20 protein-coding genes are annotated in these 20,623 nt (G+C 70.5%); 19 read left to right on the plus strand and 1 reads right to left on the minus strand.

The annotated features are described in order from the left end of the window. Positions 1-447 precede the first annotated feature (447 nt). From O7601_RS11220 to O7601_RS11280, 13 genes are all read left to right on the plus strand, one after another. Positions 448-1,632: a spermidine/putrescine ABC transporter substrate-binding protein gene (locus O7601_RS11220; protein WP_281566107.1), complete on the plus strand. Its 1,185-nt coding sequence runs from the start codon at positions 448-450 to the stop codon at positions 1,630-1,632. 1 nt (position 1,633) lies between these two features. Continuing rightward, complete coding sequence (locus tag O7601_RS11225) at positions 1,634-2,785, plus strand: ABC transporter ATP-binding protein (RefSeq protein ID WP_281566877.1); 1,152 nt, start codon at positions 1,634-1,636, stop codon at positions 2,783-2,785. After that, the gene (locus tag O7601_RS11230) at positions 2,782-3,708 is read left to right on the plus strand and encodes an ABC transporter permease (RefSeq protein ID WP_281566108.1); all 927 of its coding nucleotides are present in this window, start codon (positions 2,782-2,784) and stop codon (positions 3,706-3,708) included. Before O7601_RS11225 ends, O7601_RS11230 begins: the two co-directional genes overlap by 4 nt. A 55-nt stretch (positions 3,709-3,763) precedes the next feature. Beyond that, positions 3,764-4,579, plus strand: a complete 816-nt coding sequence (locus O7601_RS11235; RefSeq protein ID WP_281566109.1) for an ABC transporter permease — start codon at positions 3,764-3,766, stop codon at positions 4,577-4,579. 543 nt (positions 4,580-5,122) lie between these two features. Further along, positions 5,123-5,587: a G5 domain-containing protein gene (locus O7601_RS11240; RefSeq protein WP_281566110.1), complete on the plus strand. Its 465-nt coding sequence runs from the start codon at positions 5,123-5,125 to the stop codon at positions 5,585-5,587. 210 nt (positions 5,588-5,797) lie between these two features. Further along, positions 5,798-6,643, plus strand: a complete 846-nt coding sequence (locus O7601_RS11245) for a type IV toxin-antitoxin system AbiEi family antitoxin domain-containing protein (protein WP_281566878.1) — start codon at positions 5,798-5,800, stop codon at positions 6,641-6,643. Positions 6,644-6,874: 231 nt separating this feature from the next. Then, positions 6,875-7,540, plus strand: a complete 666-nt coding sequence (locus tag O7601_RS11250) for a response regulator transcription factor (RefSeq protein WP_281566111.1) — start codon at positions 6,875-6,877, stop codon at positions 7,538-7,540. Continuing rightward, positions 7,537-8,595 carry an ATP-binding protein gene (locus O7601_RS11255; protein WP_281566112.1) on the plus strand — a complete coding sequence of 353 codons (1,059 nt, stop codon included), beginning with the start codon at positions 7,537-7,539 and terminating at the stop codon, positions 8,593-8,595. The genes O7601_RS11250 and O7601_RS11255 overlap by 4 nt, the downstream gene beginning before the upstream one ends. A gap of 279 nt (positions 8,596-8,874) precedes the next feature. After that, positions 8,875-10,209, plus strand: coding sequence for an acyltransferase (locus O7601_RS11260; protein WP_281566113.1), 1,335 nt, complete (start codon positions 8,875-8,877; stop codon positions 10,207-10,209). Then, on the plus strand, positions 10,158-11,129 hold the full coding sequence (locus O7601_RS11265; RefSeq protein WP_281566114.1) for a pyridoxal-phosphate dependent enzyme: 972 nt from the start codon (positions 10,158-10,160) through the stop codon (positions 11,127-11,129). The genes O7601_RS11260 and O7601_RS11265 overlap by 52 nt, the downstream gene beginning before the upstream one ends. Next, complete coding sequence (locus O7601_RS11270) at positions 11,126-12,250, plus strand: D-alanine--D-alanine ligase family protein (protein WP_281566115.1); 1,125 nt, start codon at positions 11,126-11,128, stop codon at positions 12,248-12,250. Before O7601_RS11265 ends, O7601_RS11270 begins: the two co-directional genes overlap by 4 nt. Continuing rightward, positions 12,247-12,882, plus strand: coding sequence for a M15 family metallopeptidase (locus tag O7601_RS11275; RefSeq protein ID WP_281566116.1), 636 nt, complete (start codon positions 12,247-12,249; stop codon positions 12,880-12,882). The genes O7601_RS11270 and O7601_RS11275 overlap by 4 nt, the downstream gene beginning before the upstream one ends. Positions 12,883-13,002: 120 nt before the next feature. Then, on the plus strand, positions 13,003-13,680 hold the full coding sequence (locus tag O7601_RS11280) for a hypothetical protein (RefSeq protein ID WP_281566117.1): 678 nt from the start codon (positions 13,003-13,005) through the stop codon (positions 13,678-13,680). A gap of 57 nt (positions 13,681-13,737) precedes the next feature. On the opposite strand, the gene O7601_RS11285 is transcribed toward O7601_RS11280, so the two are convergent. Continuing rightward, on the minus strand, positions 13,738-14,946 hold the full coding sequence (locus tag O7601_RS11285; protein WP_281566118.1) for an SUKH-3 domain-containing protein: 1,209 nt from the start codon (positions 14,944-14,946) through the stop codon (positions 13,738-13,740). A 136-nt stretch (positions 14,947-15,082) separates the two neighbouring features. Between O7601_RS11285 and O7601_RS11290 the strand changes: the two genes are divergently transcribed. The 6 genes from O7601_RS11290 (at position 15,083) to O7601_RS11315 (ending at position 20,621) form a co-directional block, all read left to right on the plus strand. After that, the gene (locus O7601_RS11290; RefSeq protein WP_281566119.1) at positions 15,083-15,313 is read left to right on the plus strand and encodes a hypothetical protein; all 231 of its coding nucleotides are present in this window, start codon (positions 15,083-15,085) and stop codon (positions 15,311-15,313) included. A gap of 112 nt (positions 15,314-15,425) precedes the next feature. Beyond that, positions 15,426-16,784: a hypothetical protein gene (locus O7601_RS11295; RefSeq protein ID WP_281566120.1), complete on the plus strand. Its 1,359-nt coding sequence runs from the start codon at positions 15,426-15,428 to the stop codon at positions 16,782-16,784. Positions 16,785-16,853: 69 nt separating this feature from the next. Next, positions 16,854-18,233 (plus strand): phosphomannomutase/phosphoglucomutase, encoded by a 1,380-nt coding sequence (locus O7601_RS11300; protein WP_281566121.1) that lies wholly within the window; start codon positions 16,854-16,856, stop codon positions 18,231-18,233. 62 nt (positions 18,234-18,295) lie between these two features. Then, positions 18,296-18,478, plus strand: a complete 183-nt coding sequence (locus O7601_RS11305) for a Trm112 family protein (RefSeq protein WP_203991675.1) — start codon at positions 18,296-18,298, stop codon at positions 18,476-18,478. After that, positions 18,475-19,671, plus strand: a complete 1,197-nt coding sequence (locus O7601_RS11310; RefSeq protein WP_281566122.1) for an SIS domain-containing protein — start codon at positions 18,475-18,477, stop codon at positions 19,669-19,671. The genes O7601_RS11305 and O7601_RS11310 overlap by 4 nt, the downstream gene beginning before the upstream one ends. Next, the gene (locus tag O7601_RS11315; protein WP_281566123.1) at positions 19,668-20,621 is read left to right on the plus strand and encodes a cation diffusion facilitator family transporter; all 954 of its coding nucleotides are present in this window, start codon (positions 19,668-19,670) and stop codon (positions 20,619-20,621) included. Before O7601_RS11310 ends, O7601_RS11315 begins: the two co-directional genes overlap by 4 nt. Positions 20,622-20,623: the final 2 nt, after the last annotated feature.

A 20,623-nucleotide genomic window follows, 5' to 3' on the forward strand; every position in this document is an offset into this window, starting at 1 on the left:
GTCGACTGGATCAGGCGGCCTGGGTGGGTCGGGCGGCCTGGGTGGGTCGGGCGGCCTGGGTGAGCGAGTGGCCCGGGAGGGGCCGGCCTGGGTGAGCGAGTGGCCCGGGAGGGGCCGGCCTGGGTGAGCGGGTGGCCCGGGAGGGGCCGGCCTGGGTGAGCGGGTGGCCCGAGTGGATCAAGCGGTCTGGATGAAGAAAGCAGCCGACCGCCGGCGCCCTGCACGCATAGCGCAGCCTGTGGATGGAGCAGGTGGCCGCGGCGGCGAGGCAGGGGGGTGCCCAGGGCGAGGCAGGGGGGTGCCCAGGGCGAGGCAGGGGGTGCCCAGGGCGTGGTTGGCACCCTCGCCTCGTGTCAGGATCATTCGTCTGTCGCCGCCGGCTCTTCAGCCCCAGCCGGCAGGCTTACCCCCGTCCCGTCGCCGACGATCATCGATAGGAACCGTCACATGCGTAGTGCCCACCGGCCCTTCACCCGGCGTGGCCTGCTCACCGGCACCCTCGGCTCGGCCGCGCTGCTCGCGGCCGGTGGCACCCTGGGCGGCTGCGGCACCCCGGCCGCGCAGCAGACCGAGGAGGGATGCGTCAGCGAGGACCTGTCCGGCGCGGAGAAGATGTTGGCGTTCTCCAACTGGCCGCAGTACCTGGACGTGGACCCCGACGACGAGTCGAAGCGCCCCAGCCTGGACGGTTTCGTCAGCAGCACCGGCATCCAGGTGACCTACACCGAGGACATCAACGACAACAACGAGTTCTTCGGCAAGGTGCAGACCCAGTTCGCCGCCTGCCAGAGCACCGGGCGGGACATCATGGTGCTCACCGACTGGATGGCCGCTCGCATGATCCGGCTCGGCTGGATCCAGAAACTCGACCGGGCGAAGCTGCCGAACGTCGAGGCCAACCTCCTGCCGTCGCTGCGGAACCGCCCCTTCGACGCCGAGAACCAGTTTGCCGTCCCGTGGCAGTCCGGGCTCGCCGGACTGGCTTACAACGGCCGGGTCACCGGGGAGATCCGTACCATCGACGAGCTGCTCACCCGCCCCGATCTCAAGGGCAGGGTGACCGCGCTCAGCGAGATGCACGACACCATGGGCCTGCTGTTGATGTCCAACGGCCACGATCCGGCGGACTTCACCGCCGCCCAGTTCGACGACGCGCTCAACAAGCTCAAGCGGGCCGTGGATTCGGGGCAGATCCGCCGGTTCACCGGCAACGACTACGCCCCGGAACTGGCGAAGGGCGACATCGCCGCGTGCGTCGGCTGGTCCGGCGACATCATCCAACTCGGCTTCGAAGACGAACGGATCAAGTTCGTGGTGCCGGACTCCGGCGTGCTGCTCTGGTCCGACAACATGCTGGTGCCGAACCGGGCCAGTCACAAGGCCAACGCCGAAGAGCTGATCAATTACTACTACGATCCGGCGGTCGCCGCCCAGCTCGCCGCGTACGTGAACTACATCTGCCCGGTGCAGGGGGCACAGGCGGAGATGGAGAAGATCGATCCGGAGCTGGCCGCGAACCCGCTGATCTTCCCGGACGAGACCATGCTCGCCAGGTCCCGGGTCTTCATGGCGCTGGACGAGCAGCAGGAACGCGAGTACGAGAGCAAGTTCCAGCAGGTTGTCGGTGCGTGAGATGGCGCGGGAGACTCCGGCTGGTGACCTGACGCTGGCCAACCTCACCAAGACCTTCGGCACCTTCACCGCGGTCGACGACCTCAGCCTGACCGTTCCGCAGGGCTCGTTCTTCGCCCTGCTGGGCGCGTCCGGCTGCGGCAAGACCACCACGCTTCGGATGGTCGCCGGTCTGGAGGAGCCGACCAGCGGGCAGGTCCTGCTCGGTGACCGCGACGTCTCCCGGCTGCGGCCGTACAAACGACCTGTCAACACGGTGTTCCAGAGCTACGCGCTCTTCCCGCACCTGGACGTCTTCGAGAACGTCGCCTTCGGGCTGCGGCGGCGCGGTATCCGCTCGGTCGACGACCACGTACGGCAGATGCTGAATCTGGTGCAGCTCGACGGGTACGAGCGACGCCGCCCCGCCCAGCTCTCCGGCGGCCAGCAGCAGCGCGTCGCGTTGGCCCGGGCACTCATCAACCGCCCGGAGGTGCTGCTGCTCGACGAGCCGCTCGGCGCGCTCGACGTCAAGCTGCGTCGCCAGATGCAGATCGAACTCAAGCGAATCCAGACCGAGGTGGGCATCACCTTCGTGCACGTCACCCACGACCAGGAGGAAGCCATGACCATGGCGGACACGGTCGCGGTGATGAACGCCGGCCGGATCGAGCAACTCGGCCCGCCGGCCGAGATCTACGAATTCCCGGCGACCGCCTTCGTGGCCAATTTCCTCGGCCAGTCCAACCTGATCGCCGGTGCCGTCTCCAGCCGTAGCGGGGAAGACCTGCTGGTCACCGCGCACGGCGCGCGGTTCTCCGTGCCGTCGGCGCGGTCCCGCGCCGACCAGGGGCCGGTCTTTCTGGGCGTACGTCCCGAGAAGCTGCACCTGGCCGGGGCGGCGGTCCAGGTGCCCGCCGGCAACCAACATCTCGCCGGAACGATCTCCGATGCCGCCTACCTCGGGGTGAGCACGCAGTACCTGCTCCGTACCGGCTGGGGCACCGAGCTGAGCGTCTTCGTCGCCAACAGCGGTGCCCAGCAGCTTTTCAATGTCGGCGAACGGGCCGTGGCGTACTGGAATCCGCAGCACGCCTTCCTGCTCGGCCGCCACGCCGACGAGGCGGACGCGACCAGCCCGGTCCGGAACGAGTCGGTCGGCGCGTCCCCGTGAATCGTGGACGCGAGGCCACGCTGGCTGACGTACCCACCGGGTCCGGGCAGCCCGCGTCGTCCCGGGCGGCCCGATCGGGGCGGCACCGGCTCCTGCCGTACCTGCTGTTGCTGCCGGGCACCGCCTGGCTGTTCCTCTTCTTCGCCGTGCCGTTGGCGCAGCTTGCCGCAGCCAGCCTCTACGACCCCACCGGCTCACTCTCCACCGGGTACGAGCTGACCTGGTCTTTCAACAACTATCCGGCGGCGTTGCAGGCGTACTGGCCCCAGTTCGGTCGATCGTTCCTGTACGCCGGCAGCGCGTTGGTGCTGGCGCTGCTGATGGGCTACCCCTTGGCGTACGCGATCGCGCAGAAGGCCGGTCGGTGGCAGAACCTGCTGCTGGTCTGCGTGATCGCGCCGATGTTCACCAGTCTCCTGGTGCGTACGCTGGCCTGGAAGACGATCCTGTCGGACAACGGTGCACTGGTCGGGCTGCTGCGCGACGTGCACCTGCTCGGCCCGGACGGTCGGCTGCTGGCCACCCCGGTCGCGGTGGTGCTCGGCCTGACGTACAACTTCCTGCCGTTCCTGGTGCTGCCGCTGTACGCCAGCCTGGAACGGCTCGACCCTCGGCTGCTGGAGGCGGCCCGCGACCTGTACGCGAGCCCGCTGAGGACGTTCCGCCGGGTCACCCTGCCGCTGTCGATGCCCGGACTGATCGCCGGCACGCTGCTCTTCTTCATCCCGGCGACCGGCGACTACATCAACGCGGAACTGCTCGGCACCCCGAACGAGTACATGATCGGCAATGTCATCGACTCGGCTTTCCTGGTCCGGCTCGACTACCCGCAGGGTGCGGCGCTGTCGTTCCTGCTGATGTCGGCGATCCTCGCGGTGGTCTTCGGCTACCTGCGCCGTGCCGGCGCGGAGGAAGTCCTGTGAGCGTGAGGAGTGCAGCGCAGCGGAGCCCCGCAGTCGCGAACGAAAGGCGGGCCCCGTGACCCGCATCTCCCGTTGGCTCGCCGAGCACTGGGTGATGGGCGTGGCCCTGCTGGTGCTCGGTTACCTCTTCCTGCCGATCGCCGTGGTCGCCGCACTGTCGTTCAACCGCCCGTCGAGCCGGCTGTCGTACGACTTCAACGAGTTCACCCTCGACAACTGGCGCAATCCGTGCGCCAGTTCTGGGATGTGCGAAGCGGTGCTGCGCAGCGTGCAGATCGGGTTCCTCGCCACCGTGGCGGCCACCGTACTCGGCACGCTGATGGCCTTCGCCCTGGCCCGGCACCGGTTCCGGGGTCGGTCCGGGCTCAACGTGTTGATCTTCTTGCCGATGGCGACGCCGGAGCTGGTGCTGGGCACCTCGCTGCTCGCCCTCTTCGTCTCCGGCGGGGTGCCGCTCGGCTTCTGGACCATCGTCATCGCCCACGTCATGTTCTGCGTGTCGTTCGTGGTGGTGACCGTCAAGGCGCGGCTGTCCGGAATGGACGGACGGCTGGAGGAGGCCGCGATGGATCTGTACGCCAGTGAGTGGCAGACGTTCCGGCGGATCACCCTGCCGCTGGTGCTGCCCGGCATCGTGGCCGCCGCCCTGCTGGCGTTCTCGCTGAGCTTCGACGACTTCATCGTCACGAACTTCACCTCGGGCACCACGGTCACGTTCCCGATGTACGTCTGGGGCGCCGCCCAGCGGGGCATCCCACCGCAGGTCAACGTCATCGGCACGACCATGTTCGGAGTCGCGCTGCTAATGGTGCTGGCCACCTCGTTGGCGCGACCGGCAAGGGCCGGCGGTCAGCGGCCACCAGCCCCATGACCCCCGGATCACCGACGACAGGCCGACCGGTTCCGGCTCATACCTTTGCACGCGTGGCGCTACCGGGCCGATAGCGGTCAGGAGCCAGTTGTTTCATCAGGGTGACGATCGGAACCCAGCCATGACCTCTTGGTGAGCTGACCGGTGCATTTCGGTGCGGGCGACCGACGGAGCAGGGGATAGCGCCGCGAGTACCGCCGATGAGACTCATTGAATGTGACAACTCCGATGACCTTTCCTGGTCCGCCTCAGCCCGTTCCACCGTCGAGTTGGTTCAGTCGTCTCAGCCCTGCCCATCGAGCCACGATGATCCTGGGTGGAGTGTTCATGTCGTTTGTCCTGCTCTGCTGCGCGGGCAGCACCGTCGTGGGCGCCTTCATTACTGAACCAGAACCCGGGCGAACAGGTGCTGCGGCCAACGAGGAGCCCGCCCCGGCCATCGTCGTACCCGAGCCGGTCGCGCCCGCTACTGGTGGTGCGGAGCCGGTACCCGCCATCTCCGGTGACTCGACACCGATGCCCGCCGCCAGTGGTGACTCGGCCGTGACCGAACCCGCTGGACCGAGCAGCAATCCTGCAAGCCCGACTTCCGTCCCTACCCCTGTGGTGCAGACGCGCCGCCTCGTGGAGAAGAAGACCATCAGGCATGGCACCCGTACGGTGCAGGATTCCTCATTGGCCGAGGGGAAGCGGGTGGTCCGCACCCGGGGCGTGGATGGCGTACGCACACTGACCTACCGGGTGACCGTGGTGGATGGGGTGCGGACAGGTAAGGAACTGGTCAGCTCCGTCGTGACGAAGAAGCCCGTCACCGAGGTCGTCGCCAAGGGCACCAAACCGACCTCCCGATGCGATCCGAACTACACGCCATGTGTGCCGATCGCCAGCGATGTCGACTGCGCCGGCGGCAGCGGAAACGGACCCGCCTACGTGACCGGCCCGGTGAGAGTCGTCGGCACGGACATCTACGACCTCGACCGCGACAACGACGGCTGGGGCTGCGACTGATTACCCCTCGCGTCGATCATGCAGTTGTGGTCGTCGATATGTACCCAATACACCCCTTTATTGCATGCCAAAACTGCATGATCGACGGGCGCGGGACCTTGGTCTAGCAGAAGTTGGGGGTGGGGTGGGGGTTGTCCACAGAGGCTGTGGTTGTCCACAGGGGGCGGAAACCGGCTCGCCGTCGGAGGACAGTGCGGCGGTGTGGCAGATGTGTTTCGGTACTCCGAGTTGTTGGCATCCGGCTGGAGTCGCGGGCAGGTTAGGTATCGGGTTGAGGCAGGGGCGCTCGCTCGGTTGAGCCGAGGGGTCTATGGGGCGATGACCAAATCTGGCCTCGACGACCAGCTCATCGCGGTGTTCGACCGGCTACCCGACGGGTGCGTCCTCGGCTACCACAGCGGCGCCTTCTTGCACGGCTTTGGTGACGCCCGCTCCGAGGATCTTCATGTGATCGTGCCCGCTGGCCTGGTGGTGCCCCGCCTCAGAGGAGTTGTGACGCACGAGTCTGTCGTGCCGGTACGGAATCCGATCTGGATTCGCGGCGTACCGTGTGCGCCTGCCGCCCGGTGCGCGATAGACCTCGCAAGGACGTTGCGGCGGATGGACGCCCTGCCAGTGCTGGATCTGTGTCTACGGGTCGGTGCCTGCGACCTCGGTGGACTGCGCAACGAGCTGGTGGCCCATCGCGCGTTGCGGGGCATTTGCCAAGCGCGACGTCTGGTCGATCTGGCCGACCCTCGGGCCGAATGCCGGCAGGAGAGCCAACTGAGATTACTTCTCGTGGATGCCGGGCTGCCGGTGCCAGAGCCTCAGTGCTGGGTCTACGACCGGGACGGCCTGGGGATCTATCGGCTCGACCTGGCCTACCGTGATTACCGGGTCGGTATCGAGTACGACGGGCTCTCCCACCTCGACCCTGACCGTCTTCGGCAGGATCGAGCGCGGATGAATTGGCTGGCCGCCGAGGGCTGGCGCATGCGCCACTTCACTGCCCACGATCTCTACCGCCGCCCCACCCACATCACTGCCACCATCCGCACCCTCCTCATCCCCTAACCACCACCACCGTCATCCCCGCGCCACCCCTGACGCCGCCGATCATGCACTTGTGGCATCAGGAATGTGGGGTTTAGTCCGTCCTGTCCGGTGCCACAACTGCATGATCGGCGAGCGAGGTGGGGAGGGGGGTGCGGTTACGTGGAGTATTGGTGGGGCGGGCACTTACAGAACCCTTAACTCCTGCCTGAGAGCGTGTGGTCGACAGCGAGGAACACGGGGAGCGGAAGCGTGCGGGTGCTGGTGGCAGACGACGAGCGGTTGTTGGCGGACACCGTCGCGGAGGGGTTGCGTCGTCTCTCGATGGCGGTGGACGTCTGCTACGACGGTGACGGAGCGTTGGAGCGGGTCGGGGTGAACCGGTACGACGTCGCGGTGCTGGACCGGGACATGCCGGGACATACCGGTGACGAGGTGTGTCGCAGCCTGGCGGCGTCCGGCTCCGGTACGCGGGTGCTGCTGCTCACCGCTGCCGCCGGCATCAGGGACCGGGTGGAGGGCCTGGGGCTGGGTGCCGACGACTACCTGACCAAGCCGTTCGCCTTCGCCGAACTGGTTGCGCGGGTGCAGGCGTTGGGCCGGCGCTCCGCCCCGGCAGTCCCGCCGGTGCTGGAGGCGCATGGCGTCGCCCTGGACGTGGCCCGGCACACCGTCACCCGCGACGGGCGGCCGGTCGGCCTGAGCCCGAAGGAGTTCGCGGTGCTGCACGTGCTGCTCCGCGCCGAGGGTCGGGTGGTCAGCGCCGAGGAACTGCTGGAACAGGCGTGGGACGAGTTCGCCGATCCGTTCACCAACGTTGTCCGGGTCACCGTGATGACGCTGCGCAAGAAGCTCGGTGAGCCTCAGGTCATCCACACGGTGCCCCGAGCCGGGTACCGCATCGGCGGTGCCGAGTGACCCCGCGTTGGCGCATCGTGCTGGTCGGCGTGCTCGCCCTGCTGGTCGGGTACAGCCTGCCCGGCCTGACCAAGTCGGTGCTCAGCGAGCTGTGGGTGAGTGCCAGTGGGCTCTGCCACACCGGGCTGCCCGGCGTGAGTCTGGTGTGCCAGCCGGCACGCGAACTCGTGGGCCTGGCCGTCCCGCTCACCGGGCTGGGCATCCTCGTGCTCTCGATCGCCGGGATCTGGGCCGCCGCGCTGTGGTGCCTGCGTCCGGTGCGGGCCCTGGCCGGGCCGATCGCGCAGGTCGGGCCGCAGAATCTCGGTCACCGGCTCCGGCCGCGCGGCAACGACGAACTTGCCCGGCTGGCCCGGTCCGTCGACGAGATGATGGAACGCATCGCCGCCGGCTACGAGGGACAGCGGCGGTTCGCCGCGAACGCCTCCCACGAACTGCGTACGCCGTTGGCGGTGCAGCGGACGTTGATCGAGGTCGGGATGGCCCGCTCGCTCACCGGTGAGCAGCTGGAACTGCTGACCGGGCAGTTGCTGGAGACCAACGAACGCAACGAGCGGCTCATCGAGGGGCTGCTGGCGCTCAGTGAGAGCGATCAGGGGCTGCGTTCCCGTACCCCGCAGCGGCTCGACGAGATCGTCACCGGGGTGCTTGCCGCGTACCAGGACCGGATCGCCGAGGCCGGGTTGACGGTGCACAGTCACCTGGAGCCGCGAATGGTGATGGGCGAGCGGGTGCTGCTGGAACGCCTGGTGACGAACCTCGTGGAGAACGCGATCAAGTACAACCGGCCGGGCGGCACCCTCACCGTCGCGGTCGGTCGCAACCCGGCCCTGACCGTCGTCAACACGGGCCAGGTGGTGCCGGCCGAGGCGGTCGCCGGGCTCTTCGAACCATTCCGGCGGCTGGCCCGGGACCGGACGAACCACAGCGGTGGTGCCGGCCTCGGCCTGGCCATCGCTCGCTCGATCACGCAGGCCCACGACGGGCTGATCGCCGCCCGCCCCGCCGAGTACGGCGGGTTGAGGGTGGACGTCCAACTACCCACCGCACCCTGACCCGGCCGCCCGGCCGGCATCCGAACCAGCACCCGACGGACGGGACCGCACCCGCGGCACCCCGACCTTCGGCGTGCCCGTGAAGCGTGCCCGTGAAACGGCCCCGGCGGGCCCGAAAGACGAGCGCTCCCGCCATGCCCGGGAACCGACCCGGCCGCCGGTGACCTGTCCGGCGGGCGCGACCTGACTGGGCGGCCGGCGACCTCGGCCGCCTGCCAGCGGACGTGAGCGGCATGCCAGTCGCCTGGCCGGCGTGCCAGAGACGGAGAGGAGAGACCCATGACCACCCGCGAACACACCGTGGTCGAGTCGGCCGTGGGCGGGTCCGCCCCCGTCGGTGCGGGCACCAGGCCGGTCTCGCCGGGCACCAGGTTGGCCTGGGCGGATGTCGCCAAGGGTGGCTGCATCCTGTTGGTACTGCTCTGGCACGTGATCGTCAAGGACTACCTCCAGATCGACTGGCGGCTGGACGTGCCGGTGCTGGGAGCCTGGGGGACCTTCGGCGAACTGCTGCTACCCATGCGGATGCCGCTGTTCTTCACCATCTCCGGGATGTTCGCGGCGACCGCCGTGCAGCGGCCCTGGCGGTCGGTCGCCCGGCCCAGGGCCGCCCGCTTCCTCTACCTGTACGGCGTCTGGCTGATGATCCACACTGCCGTACTGGCCCTCGCCCCGGATTTCCCGACCGACCGGGCGAGCGACCTCGGTGGCCTGTTGGCGCAGCTGACGGTCACCCCCTCGAACCTCTGGTACCTGTACGCGCTGGCGCTGTACTTCGTACTGGCGAAGGCACTGCGACGGTTTCCTCCGGCGGTGCTGCTGGTAGCCGCCGGCACGCTGAGTGCCCTCGCCACGGCGGGGCTGGTCGACACTCCCGGTAACCGGGGCGGTCTGTACCAGAACCTGGTGTTCTTCCTGGCCGGACTGTACCTGCGCAGATACGTCCTTCGGTTCGCCGACGCCGTCACCGGCCGACGATTGCTGCTGGCCGGAGCGGCGTACGCCCTCGCGTTGGCTGCCGTGGCGGCGACCGGCACCGCTCGGCTGCCCGGCGTGGCGTTGCTGGTCTCCGTCCTCGCGGTGCTGTTCGGCATCGCCGTGGCGGTCCGGCTGGTCCGACGGCCGGCGGTGGGCGAGCCGCTTGCCGCCCTCGGCCGGCAGACATTGCCGATCTATGTGCTCCACATGCCGGTGCTGGCGCTGCTGCATCGACTGATCGCCGAGCCGGTCGCTGGTCTGGACGAACCCGTCCGGCTCGCGTTGGCTCTCGGCTTCCCGTTCTCGCTCACCGTCGCCGTGCTGGCGATCAGCCTCGGCCTGCACCGGCTGCTGCTGGCGGTCCGGGCGTCGTGGCTGTTCGACCTGCCGGGCGAAGGCAGCGCCGCCCGGCGACCGACCTCCCGGTACGCCGTCGGCGGCAGAACCGCTCGCACCAACGGCGTCTCGCTGATCACTTCAGAGGAGAGGACATGTCCCACACTGATTCGTCCGGAGCCGGCGCGGCTCCGATCGACGTGCCGGCGGCAGCCCGATGGCTGGCCGGCCGGGTGTTGCGTACCCCGGTGCTACGCGCACCCGCCATCGACCGGCTGCTCGGTGTCCGGGTGCTGCTGAAGGCGGAGAACCTTCAGGCCGGGGGCTCGTACAAGATGCGCGGCGGGCTGTACGCGGTGAGCCGGCTGGCAGCGGCCGGGCACGGCGGGGTGGTCGCCCAGAGCACCGGTAACCACGCGGTGGCGGTGGCGCTCGCGGCTCGGCGGTTCGAACTGGCCGCCACGGTGGTACTTCCGGTCGACGCGGCAGCGACGAAGGTGGCCCGGGCCCGCGCGGCAGGAGCGCGGGTGGTGCTCGCCGGTACGACGGTCGAGGAGCGGCTGGCCGTGGCCCGCCGGGTGCGGGACGAGACCGGCCACCCGATCGTCGACGCGTACGACCATCCGGACGTCATCGCCGGGCAGGGCAGTGCCAGCCTCGAACTGATCGAGGAAGCCGAACGGGCCGGTACCCCACTCGACGCCCTCGTGCTGCCGGTCGGTGGCGGGGGCGGTGCGGCCGGTGCCTGCCTGGCCGCGGCCGGTCGGCCGATCGAGGTGTACGGGGTGGAGCCGCATGGCTGTGACTCGCTGGCCCGCAGCCTGGCGGCCGGTCGGCCCGTTCCGGTCAGGCCCGCACCGACCATCGCCGACGGACTGCGCCCCTCCTGTGTGGGTGAGCTGCCCTTCGCCATCCTGCGCACCCGGCTGCGCGGTGTGGTCCGGGTGGACGACGACGAGATCGCCGAGGCGTTCCGGCTGCTCCTGTTGGAGCTGAAGATGCTGGCCGAGCCGTCGGGGGCAGCCGGCCTGGCGGGCGCGCTACGGCTCGCCACCGTCGGCACGCTGCGGGCGCCTGCCGCCGAGCGGTTGCCGGACGGCGTCGCCGGTGCACGGCGGCGAACGGTTGGCGTGGTGCTGACCGGCGGAAACGTGGAGGCGGAACTGGTCGCCCGACTGGCGGCAGCCGCCCGACCCGAGGAAGAGGTGGCAGTGGCATGAGTGCACCCGTACGCATTGGAATTCTGTTCGGTGGTCCGTCGGCGGAACACGACGTGTCCTGCGCGTCCGCGCTCGGTGTGGCCCGGGCGCTTGCCGGCGGCGGCTACCGCATCGTCGCCATCGGGGTCACCCGCGCTGGTGGGCTGCGGCTCGTTCCGGACGCGGCGCTGTCCGGGTTCCTGGCTGGCACGGCATCGGAGCGCGCCATCGACGACCGGCTGACGGTGATCGGGCCGGCCGTGGAACTGCGGGCCGGGCCGCGTGCCGGTACGGCGGTGGTGACCGGGATGGACGCGCCCGGCGCGGTGCACGCCGAGTTGGACGTGGTCTTCCCGGTGCTGCACGGCCCGTTCGGTGAGGACGGGGTGGTGCAGGGGGTGCTCGAATCCCTGGGCGTGCCGTACGTCGGGTGCGGCATCCTCGCCTCCGCCGTCGGGATGGACAAGGTGGCGATGAAGCGCGCGTTGCGGGCCGAGGGGGTGCCGATCACCCCGCACGTCTCCTTCGACGCGAGCACGTACCGGACGACGGAGGATCCGGAGAAGCTGGTGCTGGGGCTGAGTCGCCCGCTGTTCGTCAAGCCGGCCCGGATGGGCTCCTCGATCGGTATCTCCCGGGTGGCCGAGGGCGATGACCTGGGGGCGGCGATCGAGGAGGCGCTGCGGCACGACACGGTGGTCGTGGTGGAGCAGGGGGTCAGCGGCCGGGAGCTGGAGTGCGGGGTGCTCGGCGGTGCCCGTCCGGACGCGTCCTCGGTCGGCGAGGTACGGGTCAGCGGTGGTTGGTTCGACTACCGCCAGAAGTACTTCGGCGACAGCGATCCGATGGTCGTCCCGGCCCCGCTGTCACGGGAGGTGACCGAGCGGATCAGGGAGCTGTCGGTGCGGGCGTTCGCTGCGATCGGTGGCTGGGGCCTGGCCCGGGTCGACTTCCTCTACGACGAGGCCGGCGGCGAGTTGTACGTCAACGAGTTGAACACGATGCCGGGCTTCACCGCCCACTCGATGTACCCGAAGGTGTGGGCGGCGGCCGGCATCGGCTACCGGGAGATCCTGGACCGTCTCGTCGCGCTGGCCTTCGCCTGGCACGCGGAGCGGCCCCGTGGGGGAGGCGAGCGATGATCCTCCTCTGTGATCCGCGGGTCGCGGCGGTACGCGGTGTCGACGACGGTGAGCCGCTGGTCGACCTGCGCGAGGTCCCCGAGCTGCGATTGGATTCTCGGGCGGCCGATCCGGCCGGCGCGTACGCCCGATTGCGCCAGCCGGTGGTGGACCGGTTGCTGGCGGCGCAGCGGGCGCTGCCCGACGGCCTGCGCCTGCTGATCGTCGAGGGGTATCGGCCCTACCAGGCGCAGCTGAACATCTTCACCGGCTACCAGGAGGAGTTGCGGCGCGCCCACCCGGACTGGTCGCCGGAGCGGCTGTACCGGGAGACGACCAAGTTCGTCTCACCGGTGGAGGTGGCGCCGCACAGCACCGGTGGCGCGGTGGATCTCACCCTGTGCACCGTGGACGGCGTCGAACTGGACATGGGCACGGCGGTGGACGCCACCCCGGAGGCGAGCGACGACGCCTGTTTCACCGCAGCGTCGTCGATCGGCCGCGACGCCCGCCGGCACCGGCAGATCATGGCTGCTGCCCTACGCGGCGTCGGCCTGGTGAATTACCCCACCGAGTGGTGGCACTGGTCGTACGGGGATCGCTACTGGGCGTTGCTGACCGGCGCGCCGCACACCCGATACGGACCGATATGACCGGTGCTGTCGCTGGTTCACCCGGGGCATTGTTTCGATAAGTGTCACGGCGATGAACTGGAAGGCGCTCCCTGGCCGTACCAGCCTGCGAACACAAAGATGTGAGGACGGGAGAAACAGGTGAAGCTGCAGCGGAAGCACATGCTGGCGGCGGGGGTGGCGGTGGTCGCCGCGGCGACGGTGGCGGTCGGCACCGGGCTGGGATTCGCTGACAGCGCACCGAATCGGCAGAGCGTCTGCGCGGGATCGATCACGTTCTCGGCCGAGGCGGGTGCACCGGCGGCCACCAGCAACCAGTTCCCGGTCGGTACCCGGCTGCGGGTGACGAACCTCGACAACGACAGATCGGCCGAGGTGACCGTGGTCGGCCCGTCGGGCAGTTGCGTGTTGCTCAACGCCGCCGCGATGGAACTCGTCCGCGAGCCCGGCAAGAACGTGATCCGGAACAACGTGGTCGAGCGCATCGGCGCCGCCGCGCAGCCGGGCGCGGGACAGCCGGGCGTGATCGGCGACCGGCCAGGTTCAGCCTCACCGCCGGCGGCCCGTCCGGTCACCGGGTCGGCCTGTCAGGGCGCGATCACCTTCTTCGAGGAGGCCGCCGGACCGGCCGCGACGAGCGACCGCTTCCCGGTCGGCACCCGGCTCCGGGTGACCAACGTGGACAACAACAGGGCGACCACGGTCACCATCACCGGCCCGTCCGGCAGCTGCGTGCTGCTGAACTCCGCCGCCATGGAGCAGATCCGGGAGCCGGGCAAGAACCTGGTACGCAACAACATCGTCGAGGTGCTGCGCTGAGCTGCGGGGCGCAATGTCGCATGACGTCGCGGCCGGCTCGGTCGACGATCGGCGGTGTCACCAGCCGCCGTCGTCGCGTACCCGGGCCGGGGCGCGGCCGAGTAGCAATGTGGTGAGCGCGGCGTCGATGTCGACTCCGAGGAACCATTCACCGGCCTGGTCCAGGGCGAAGATCCGACCCCGTTCGTCGGCTGCGATCATGCTGTGTCGGCTCTCGGTGCCGATCGGGAACAGTCGGGCGCCGAGCACCGCCGCGAAGTCATGCAGCGATTCGGCGGATCGGGCGACCTGACGGGGATGGATGTCGAAGCGGGAGATCCACACCTGCTCACCGGGGCCGCGCCGCCGGCTGAACAGTCGTGGAAGGGCGTTGACTGCGGCGGGCCCGTGCGCGCTGGCACTGCTGGCGGCCGGGTGACCTGCCGAGGTCGCGGCGGCTGCGTCGGCGGTCTGGGTCCGCCAACCGGCGGCGACCAGCGCCCGCGCCACCTCTGACGGAAACCGGCCGGGCGCCGGATCCGGCGCCGGTTGCGGAAACCAGGGCTCGGTGTGGGCTCGTTCGGCGTGGGGCAGGACGTTGAACTCCACAAGCATGTTCAGGCAGGAGTCGCAGGGGCGCTCAGCTTGCCCACCGTGCGGATCGCCCGGCTCACGGACCTGGAACACCTCGATGCGGGCGGAGGTCAGCAACTCCCTCGCGTCGCCCATGCTCATGGCGGTGATGCCTTCGGCGGCGCGGCGGTGGTCGTACTCGTGCAGGACGTCGGAGACCACGACGAACTCCGCGTGCCGGGGTCCGCCGCGCACCAGATGACCGACGGGCCGACCGTCGAGGTACGCGCGGACCAGCGGGTGGTGATTGAGGTCCACGTCCCCCTTGGCCCCCTGGGCGCTGAAGATCCTCCCCTCGACGGTGAGTCGTGCGGTGGTGGTCGGTGCGGGCATCCGGCGGATCTCGCGTAGCAGCTGACCGGCCGGATCGACAGTGCGCGGGACCGGTGGGCGGGTGGCCCGGCTGCGACGGTAGAGCCGTGCCACCGCGTCGGGCGAGACCCGTGGCCAGGTGGTCACCTCACCGGTCCGTTTGTCGACCACGGTCGTGGGCAGATCACCGGAGAATGACCTGACCGCTGTGGACACCGTTGAGGTGATGACGTAACCGAGGTCGAACTCGACGACCGCCGGTCGGCACTCGTGCCCCAGGCGCAGCGAGTCGCGGCGGGCCCACACTGCGGCGAGCTGCTCGGCCTGTTCGCGGTCGATCACACCCGGTAACCTATCGGACTACGTCGTTGTGTGGCCCTGCGTGCGGCGGAGCCTACCCTTCGTGAGGCGAGCGGTCGTCCTGCCGCGCCGAGCGGTGCCCGCTGCGGGTCTCGACCGGGGGCAATACCCTCGCGGAATGGCAGCTCCGGAGAGGAAGGGCCGTGATCGACGGCTCTGGGCCTGGCCGCCGGGAATCCTGCTCGGCCTGGTGATCGGGATGGCGGCCCTGGATGGTGTCGCCGGCATCGCCTTCGGGGTGGCCATCGGCGTGGTTCTCGCTCTGGCTCTTGGTGCGGGGGGTGGCGACGGCGACGCGGACGGCCCCGGCGAGCTCGGTCCCGGCAAGGGGCCGGACCGTTCGGTATGACCGGCGCGACGTGGCGCGGCGCACATGCGGGGTGCTCGATGGCCAGCCGAGGTCAGGCCCCGGTAGTAGCCTGACCGGCGTTCCCCCGTCGGGGGAGGAACGGTGGTTGATCATGTCGGTACGTCGGCACACGGCGCGGCTCGCGACGGTATGCGTGTTCCTGGGTGCCCTGGTGGCGCTCGGTGGCGCTCCCGCGCACGCCGACGAGGACCGGGTGCGGGTGCGTTCGGCGGGCAGCTTCACCGCGGGCCGTTCCGTCCAGGGGGTGACCGTCGAGGTGCGCAAGCGCACCAACGGATGCGTGCGGGTGCGCACCGCGCTGGGTCTGAGCCTGCCCGACGTGCGAGCCGACCAGGTGGCGGTGCAGGCCAACGTGGGAGGCAGTTGGGTGCCGGTCGGCATCTCGGGCGCGGCAGGGCTGGTCACCACCGCGCCGGTCGCCCCGGCTCGGGACGAGATCTGCAAGGGCAAGGGTGTGGCGATGCGGTACCGCGTCGCCTTCGCCGCAGATGCCCCCAACGGCCGACTGGTGGTGACCGGTGAGGCGACCACGGCCCGCGGTGTCGTGCTGGGCCGGGCCGCCGCCTCGTCGCGGGTGGTCGGCGGGCGGGCCTCGGCGTCGCCCTCCCCGTCGCCCACCCCGTCACCGTCACCCAGCGAGGAGGTGGCCGAGGAACCGACCGTCGAGGCCACGCCCACCGTGGCGCTCGCCGCAGAGACGACGGACGATCTCGCCCAGACGGCCGGTGAGTCCTCCGGCGGGTCGCCGGTGATGTACTTCGGGATCGCCATGGTCGCCGCTGGCGCACTGCTCATCGGGGTGTTGATCCACCGCTCCCGCAAAGACCGCAAGAATCGCGGACAACCGACCGACGGGTTCGCGATCCCACCGTCGCGCAACCCGGGCGGCACCACCTACCGATCCGCCGGCCAAGGTGCCGCGCCGGTCTCGTCCGCCCCGGGCACCGTGCCGGTTGCACCGGGCCCGAATGCCGCGCCGGCATCGCCGCCCGGCCTGGGCAACATGCCGCCGGCGCCGCCCGGTCAGGCGTACGGGGCGAGCCGGGCCGGCACGCCACGGGTCTACGGCGGCACCGCAGCGCCCCGTCCGACCGGTGGGGTGTACGGTGCCCGGCCGGCCGACCCGATCGAGGCGATCCGGCCGGGTGAACCGGCTGGACCGACCCGCCCACCCGGCACGTCCGCCCGGGCGGCGGTGCCGCCGGCGCGGATCGTCCCGCCCAGTTCCGCCCCACCGGCACCGTCTACCCCCGGCCCGGCCGTACCGCCCGCGGGGTCGGCCAGGCCGCTGTCGGGTCCACCGGCCGCGCCGGCCTCGGGCCTGTCAGCCGCGCCGACCTCCGGGCCGCCGGTGGAGCCCGCTCAGGGCGGGGCGCCGGGGCGACCGGACCGGTCGCCGGGTGCCGGGACGGGTGACGAGCCGGAGTACGGACGCGGGCTCGGCGGCTGAGCCGGGGCGGGTGCCGCCGCTCCGATACGCTCAGGTTCGTTGACGACCCGCAGGCGAGGAGTGGAATCGGTGTCTGATCTGTCCCGGATCGTGAAGGCGTACGACGTCCGTGGGACGGTGCCGGACCAGTGGGACGAGCGTGTCGCCGGTGCCCTCGGCGTCGCCTTCGCCCAGATGCTCGACGCCGCCGGTGAACCGGGGCAGGCGGTGCTGATCGGGCACGACATGCGGGCCTCCGGTCCCGGGCTGGCCGCCGCCTTCGCAGCCGGGGTACGCGCCGAGGGCCGCCCGGTCATCGAGATCGGACTCGCCTCGACCGACATGGTCTACTACGCCTCCGGTGCGCTCGGGCTGCCCGGCGCGATGTTCACCGCCAGCCACAACCCGGCGCAGTACAACGGCATCAAGCTCTGTCACGCCGGCGCTCGCCCGGTCGGGCAGGACAGCGGGCTGGCCGAGATCCGCGACCGGGCGCAGGCCCTGCTCGACAAGGACGAGCCGATCGGCGAGCCGACCGCGCCGACGCAGCGGCGCGACCTGCTGCCCGACTACGCGGCACACCTGCGCACGCTGGTGGACCTCTCCGGCATCCGGCCGCTGACCGTGGTGGTCGACGCCGGCAACGGGATGGGCGGGCACACCGTGCCGAGCGTGCTCGGCGACGCCGCCCTGGCAGCCCTGCCGTTGCGGATCGTGCCGCTGTACTTCGAGCTGGACGGGACGTTCCCCAACCACGAGGCCAACCCGCTGGATCCGGCCAACCTGGTCGACCTGCAACGCGCCGTGGTGGCGCACGGCGCGGACATCGGCCTGGCGTTCGACGGAGACGCCGACCGCTGCTTCGTGGTGGACGAGCGCGGCGAGCCGGTCTCCCCGTCGGCGATCACCGCGTTGGTGGCCGCTCGGGAGTTGGCCAAGCATCCCGGCTCGACGGTGATCCACAACCTGATCACCTCCAGCGCGGTGCCCGAGATCATTAGGGAGCACGGCGGTGAGCCGGTGGTGGCCCGGGTGGGTCACTCCTTCATCAAGGCGGAGATGGCGCGCACCAACGCGGTCTTCGGTGGGGAGCACTCGGCGCACTACTACTTCCGGGACTTCTGGTTCGCCGACACCGGCATGCTGGCGGCGATGCACACCCTGGCGGCGCTCGGCGAGCAGCCGCTGCCGCTGTCCACGCTCGCCGCCGAGTACGAGCGGTACGTCGCCTCGGGCGAGATCAACTCCACGGTGGCGGACCAGGCGGCCAAGGTCGCCGAGGTGCGTGCCGCGTACCCGGACGCCGAGGCCGACGAGATGGACGGTCTCACCCTGCGCTTTGCCGACGGGGCATGGTTCAACCTGCGCGCCTCGAACACCGAGCCGCTGCTGCGGCTCAACGTCGAGGCCCCGACCGCCGAGCGGATGACCGCACTGCGCGACGAGGTGCTCGACCTGGTTCGCCGATAAGATCGCTCGCGTCGGTCGGCACCCCCGACCGGTGAAGCCGCACACGTGGAAGGAGCCGCGCAGTGGCCCTCGACCCGCAGTTGCTGGAAATCCTCGCCTGCCCGGACACACACCATGCCCCGCTGACCTACGACGCGCAGGCGCAGACGCTGACGTGCACCGAGTGCGGCCGGATCTTCGAGGTCCGCGACGATGTGCCGGTGCTGCTGCTGGACGAGGCGCGCGGCCCCGCGGAGGGATCGTGATCGACGGAACGGCCGGCGTCAGCGGGCACCGCAACGCCGACGAAGGACTGCTCGACGACCCAAAGGCGCTCGCCGAGCGCGATCCGGGGGGCATGCTGCGGCACACCGCCTCGGCGGGCGCACAGGTACGCGAGTCGGCCGCGCTGGCCGCCGAGGCGAACCTCGCCGTACTCGCCGACGACGGACGTCCCCGGGCGGTGGTGATCGCCGGTATCGGCACCGCCGGGCGTACCGGTGATGTGCTGGCCACGGTCGCCGGGCCGCGCTGCCCGGTACCGGTGATCGCGCACCGCCTCGCCGGAGTGCCGGGCTGGGTGGGCGCGGCCGACGTGGTGATCGCGGTCAGCGCATCCGGCCGCAGCCCGGAGGCGCTGGGTGCCGCCGAGGCCGCTCACCGGCGGGGTGCCCGGCTGGTCGCGGTGGGTCCGGCGGACTCGCAACTGCACTCGGTCGCCGAGCGGGCCCGTGCTCCGTTCATTCCGGTACCCCGGCGGGCGCCCGCCCGGGCCAGCCTCTGGGGGCTTACCGTGCCGGTCCTGCTCGCCGCCCGGGCCCTCGGCCTGGTCAAGGTCAACGAGGCGGATCTGGCGGAGACGGCGGCCCGGCTGGACGCCGACGCGGATCGCAGTCGTCCGACCGCTGAATCGTTCGTCAATCCGGCGAAATCTCTCGCCCTGGGGCTGGCCGGGTCGATCCCGATCGTCTGGGGCTCGTCTCCGCTGGCGGCGGTCGCCGCGCGTCGCTTCGGCGACACCCTGTCCGCCAACGCCCGGTACCCGGTGGTCACCGGTGCGCTCGGCGAGGCGGGTCGCGGCCGGGTCGGCCTGCTCGACGGCGTGTTCGGGGGCCTGGCCGAGGGGGAGCGGGACATCTTCGCCGATCCCGACGAGTCGGACGGTGAGGGCACCCGACTCCGGTTGGTGCTGCTGCGCGACGGTGGCCTGAACGCCGAGGACGACGCCGACGAGCCCCTCGCTGTCGAGGAGCGGCGCGCGGACGCGGTGCAGACCCTCGCCGAGCGCCGGGGCGTACGGTGCGACGTGGTCACCGCCGAGGGTGGTTCGGCACTGGAGCGGCTCGCCTCCCTGGTGGCGGTGCCGGACTTCGCGTCGATCTACCTGGCGTTGGCGCACGGACTGGACCCGATGGCGGTGCCGGCGATCACCGAGATGAAGGAACTGGCCAACCAGTGAGCACCCAGGGTGGCAGCAAGGCGATCATCGCGGCGCTGCTCGCCAACGTCGGCATCGCCGTGACCAAGTTCGTGGCCTTCCTGTTGACCAGCTCGTCGTCGATGCTCGCCGAGTCCATCCACTCGGTCGCCGACTCGGGCAACCAGGCACTGCTGCTGCTCGGTGGCAAGCGGGCCCGGCGGGCCGCCACCCCGCAACACCCGTTCGGGTACGGGCGGGAGCGCTACGTCTACGCGTTCATCGTCGCGATCGTGCTGTTCAGCCTGGGCGGCCTGTTCGCGCTCTACGAGGCGTGGCACAAGTGGTCCGACCCGCACGGCATCACCAGTTGGCAGTGGGTGCCGGTGACCGTGCTACTCGCGGCGATCGTGATGGAGTCGTTCTCCTTTCGTACCGCCATCAGGGAGTCGAACCTGGTCCGGGGCCGCGAGTCGTGGACCAGGTTCATCCGCCGGTCGAAGGCGCCGGAGCTGCCGGTGGTGCTGCTGGAGGATTTCGGCGCACTTGTCGGCCTGGTCTTCGCCCTGCTCGGGGTGGGCATGACCCTGGCCACCGGCAACGGCCGGTGGGACGCGGCCGGCACCGCGATGATCGGCCTGCTGCTGGTGACCATCGCGATAGTGCTGGCCGTGGAGACCAAGAGCCTGCTGCTGGGGGAGGGGGCCGAGCCGGCGGACGTCTCGGCCATAGAGCAGGCGGTCACCGCCGGACCCGAGGTGGAGCGGATCATCCACATGAAGACGCTGTACCTCGGTCCGGAGGAGTTGATGGTGGCCGCGAAGATCGCGGTGTCGCGGTGCGAGAGCGCCGAGGAGGTGGCCCAGGGCATCGACGCGGTGGAGGAGCGGATCCGGGCCGCCGTGCCGGTCGCCCGCGTCATCTATCTCGAACCGGACATCTACCGGCTCCCGGCCGGGTCCTCCACCACCTCCGGGCCTGCTGGGAGCTGACC

The sequence above is a fragment of the Verrucosispora sp. WMMD573 genome (genome assembly GCF_027497175.1).
Taxonomy (GTDB): Bacteria; Actinomycetota; Actinomycetes; order Mycobacteriales; family Micromonosporaceae; genus Micromonospora.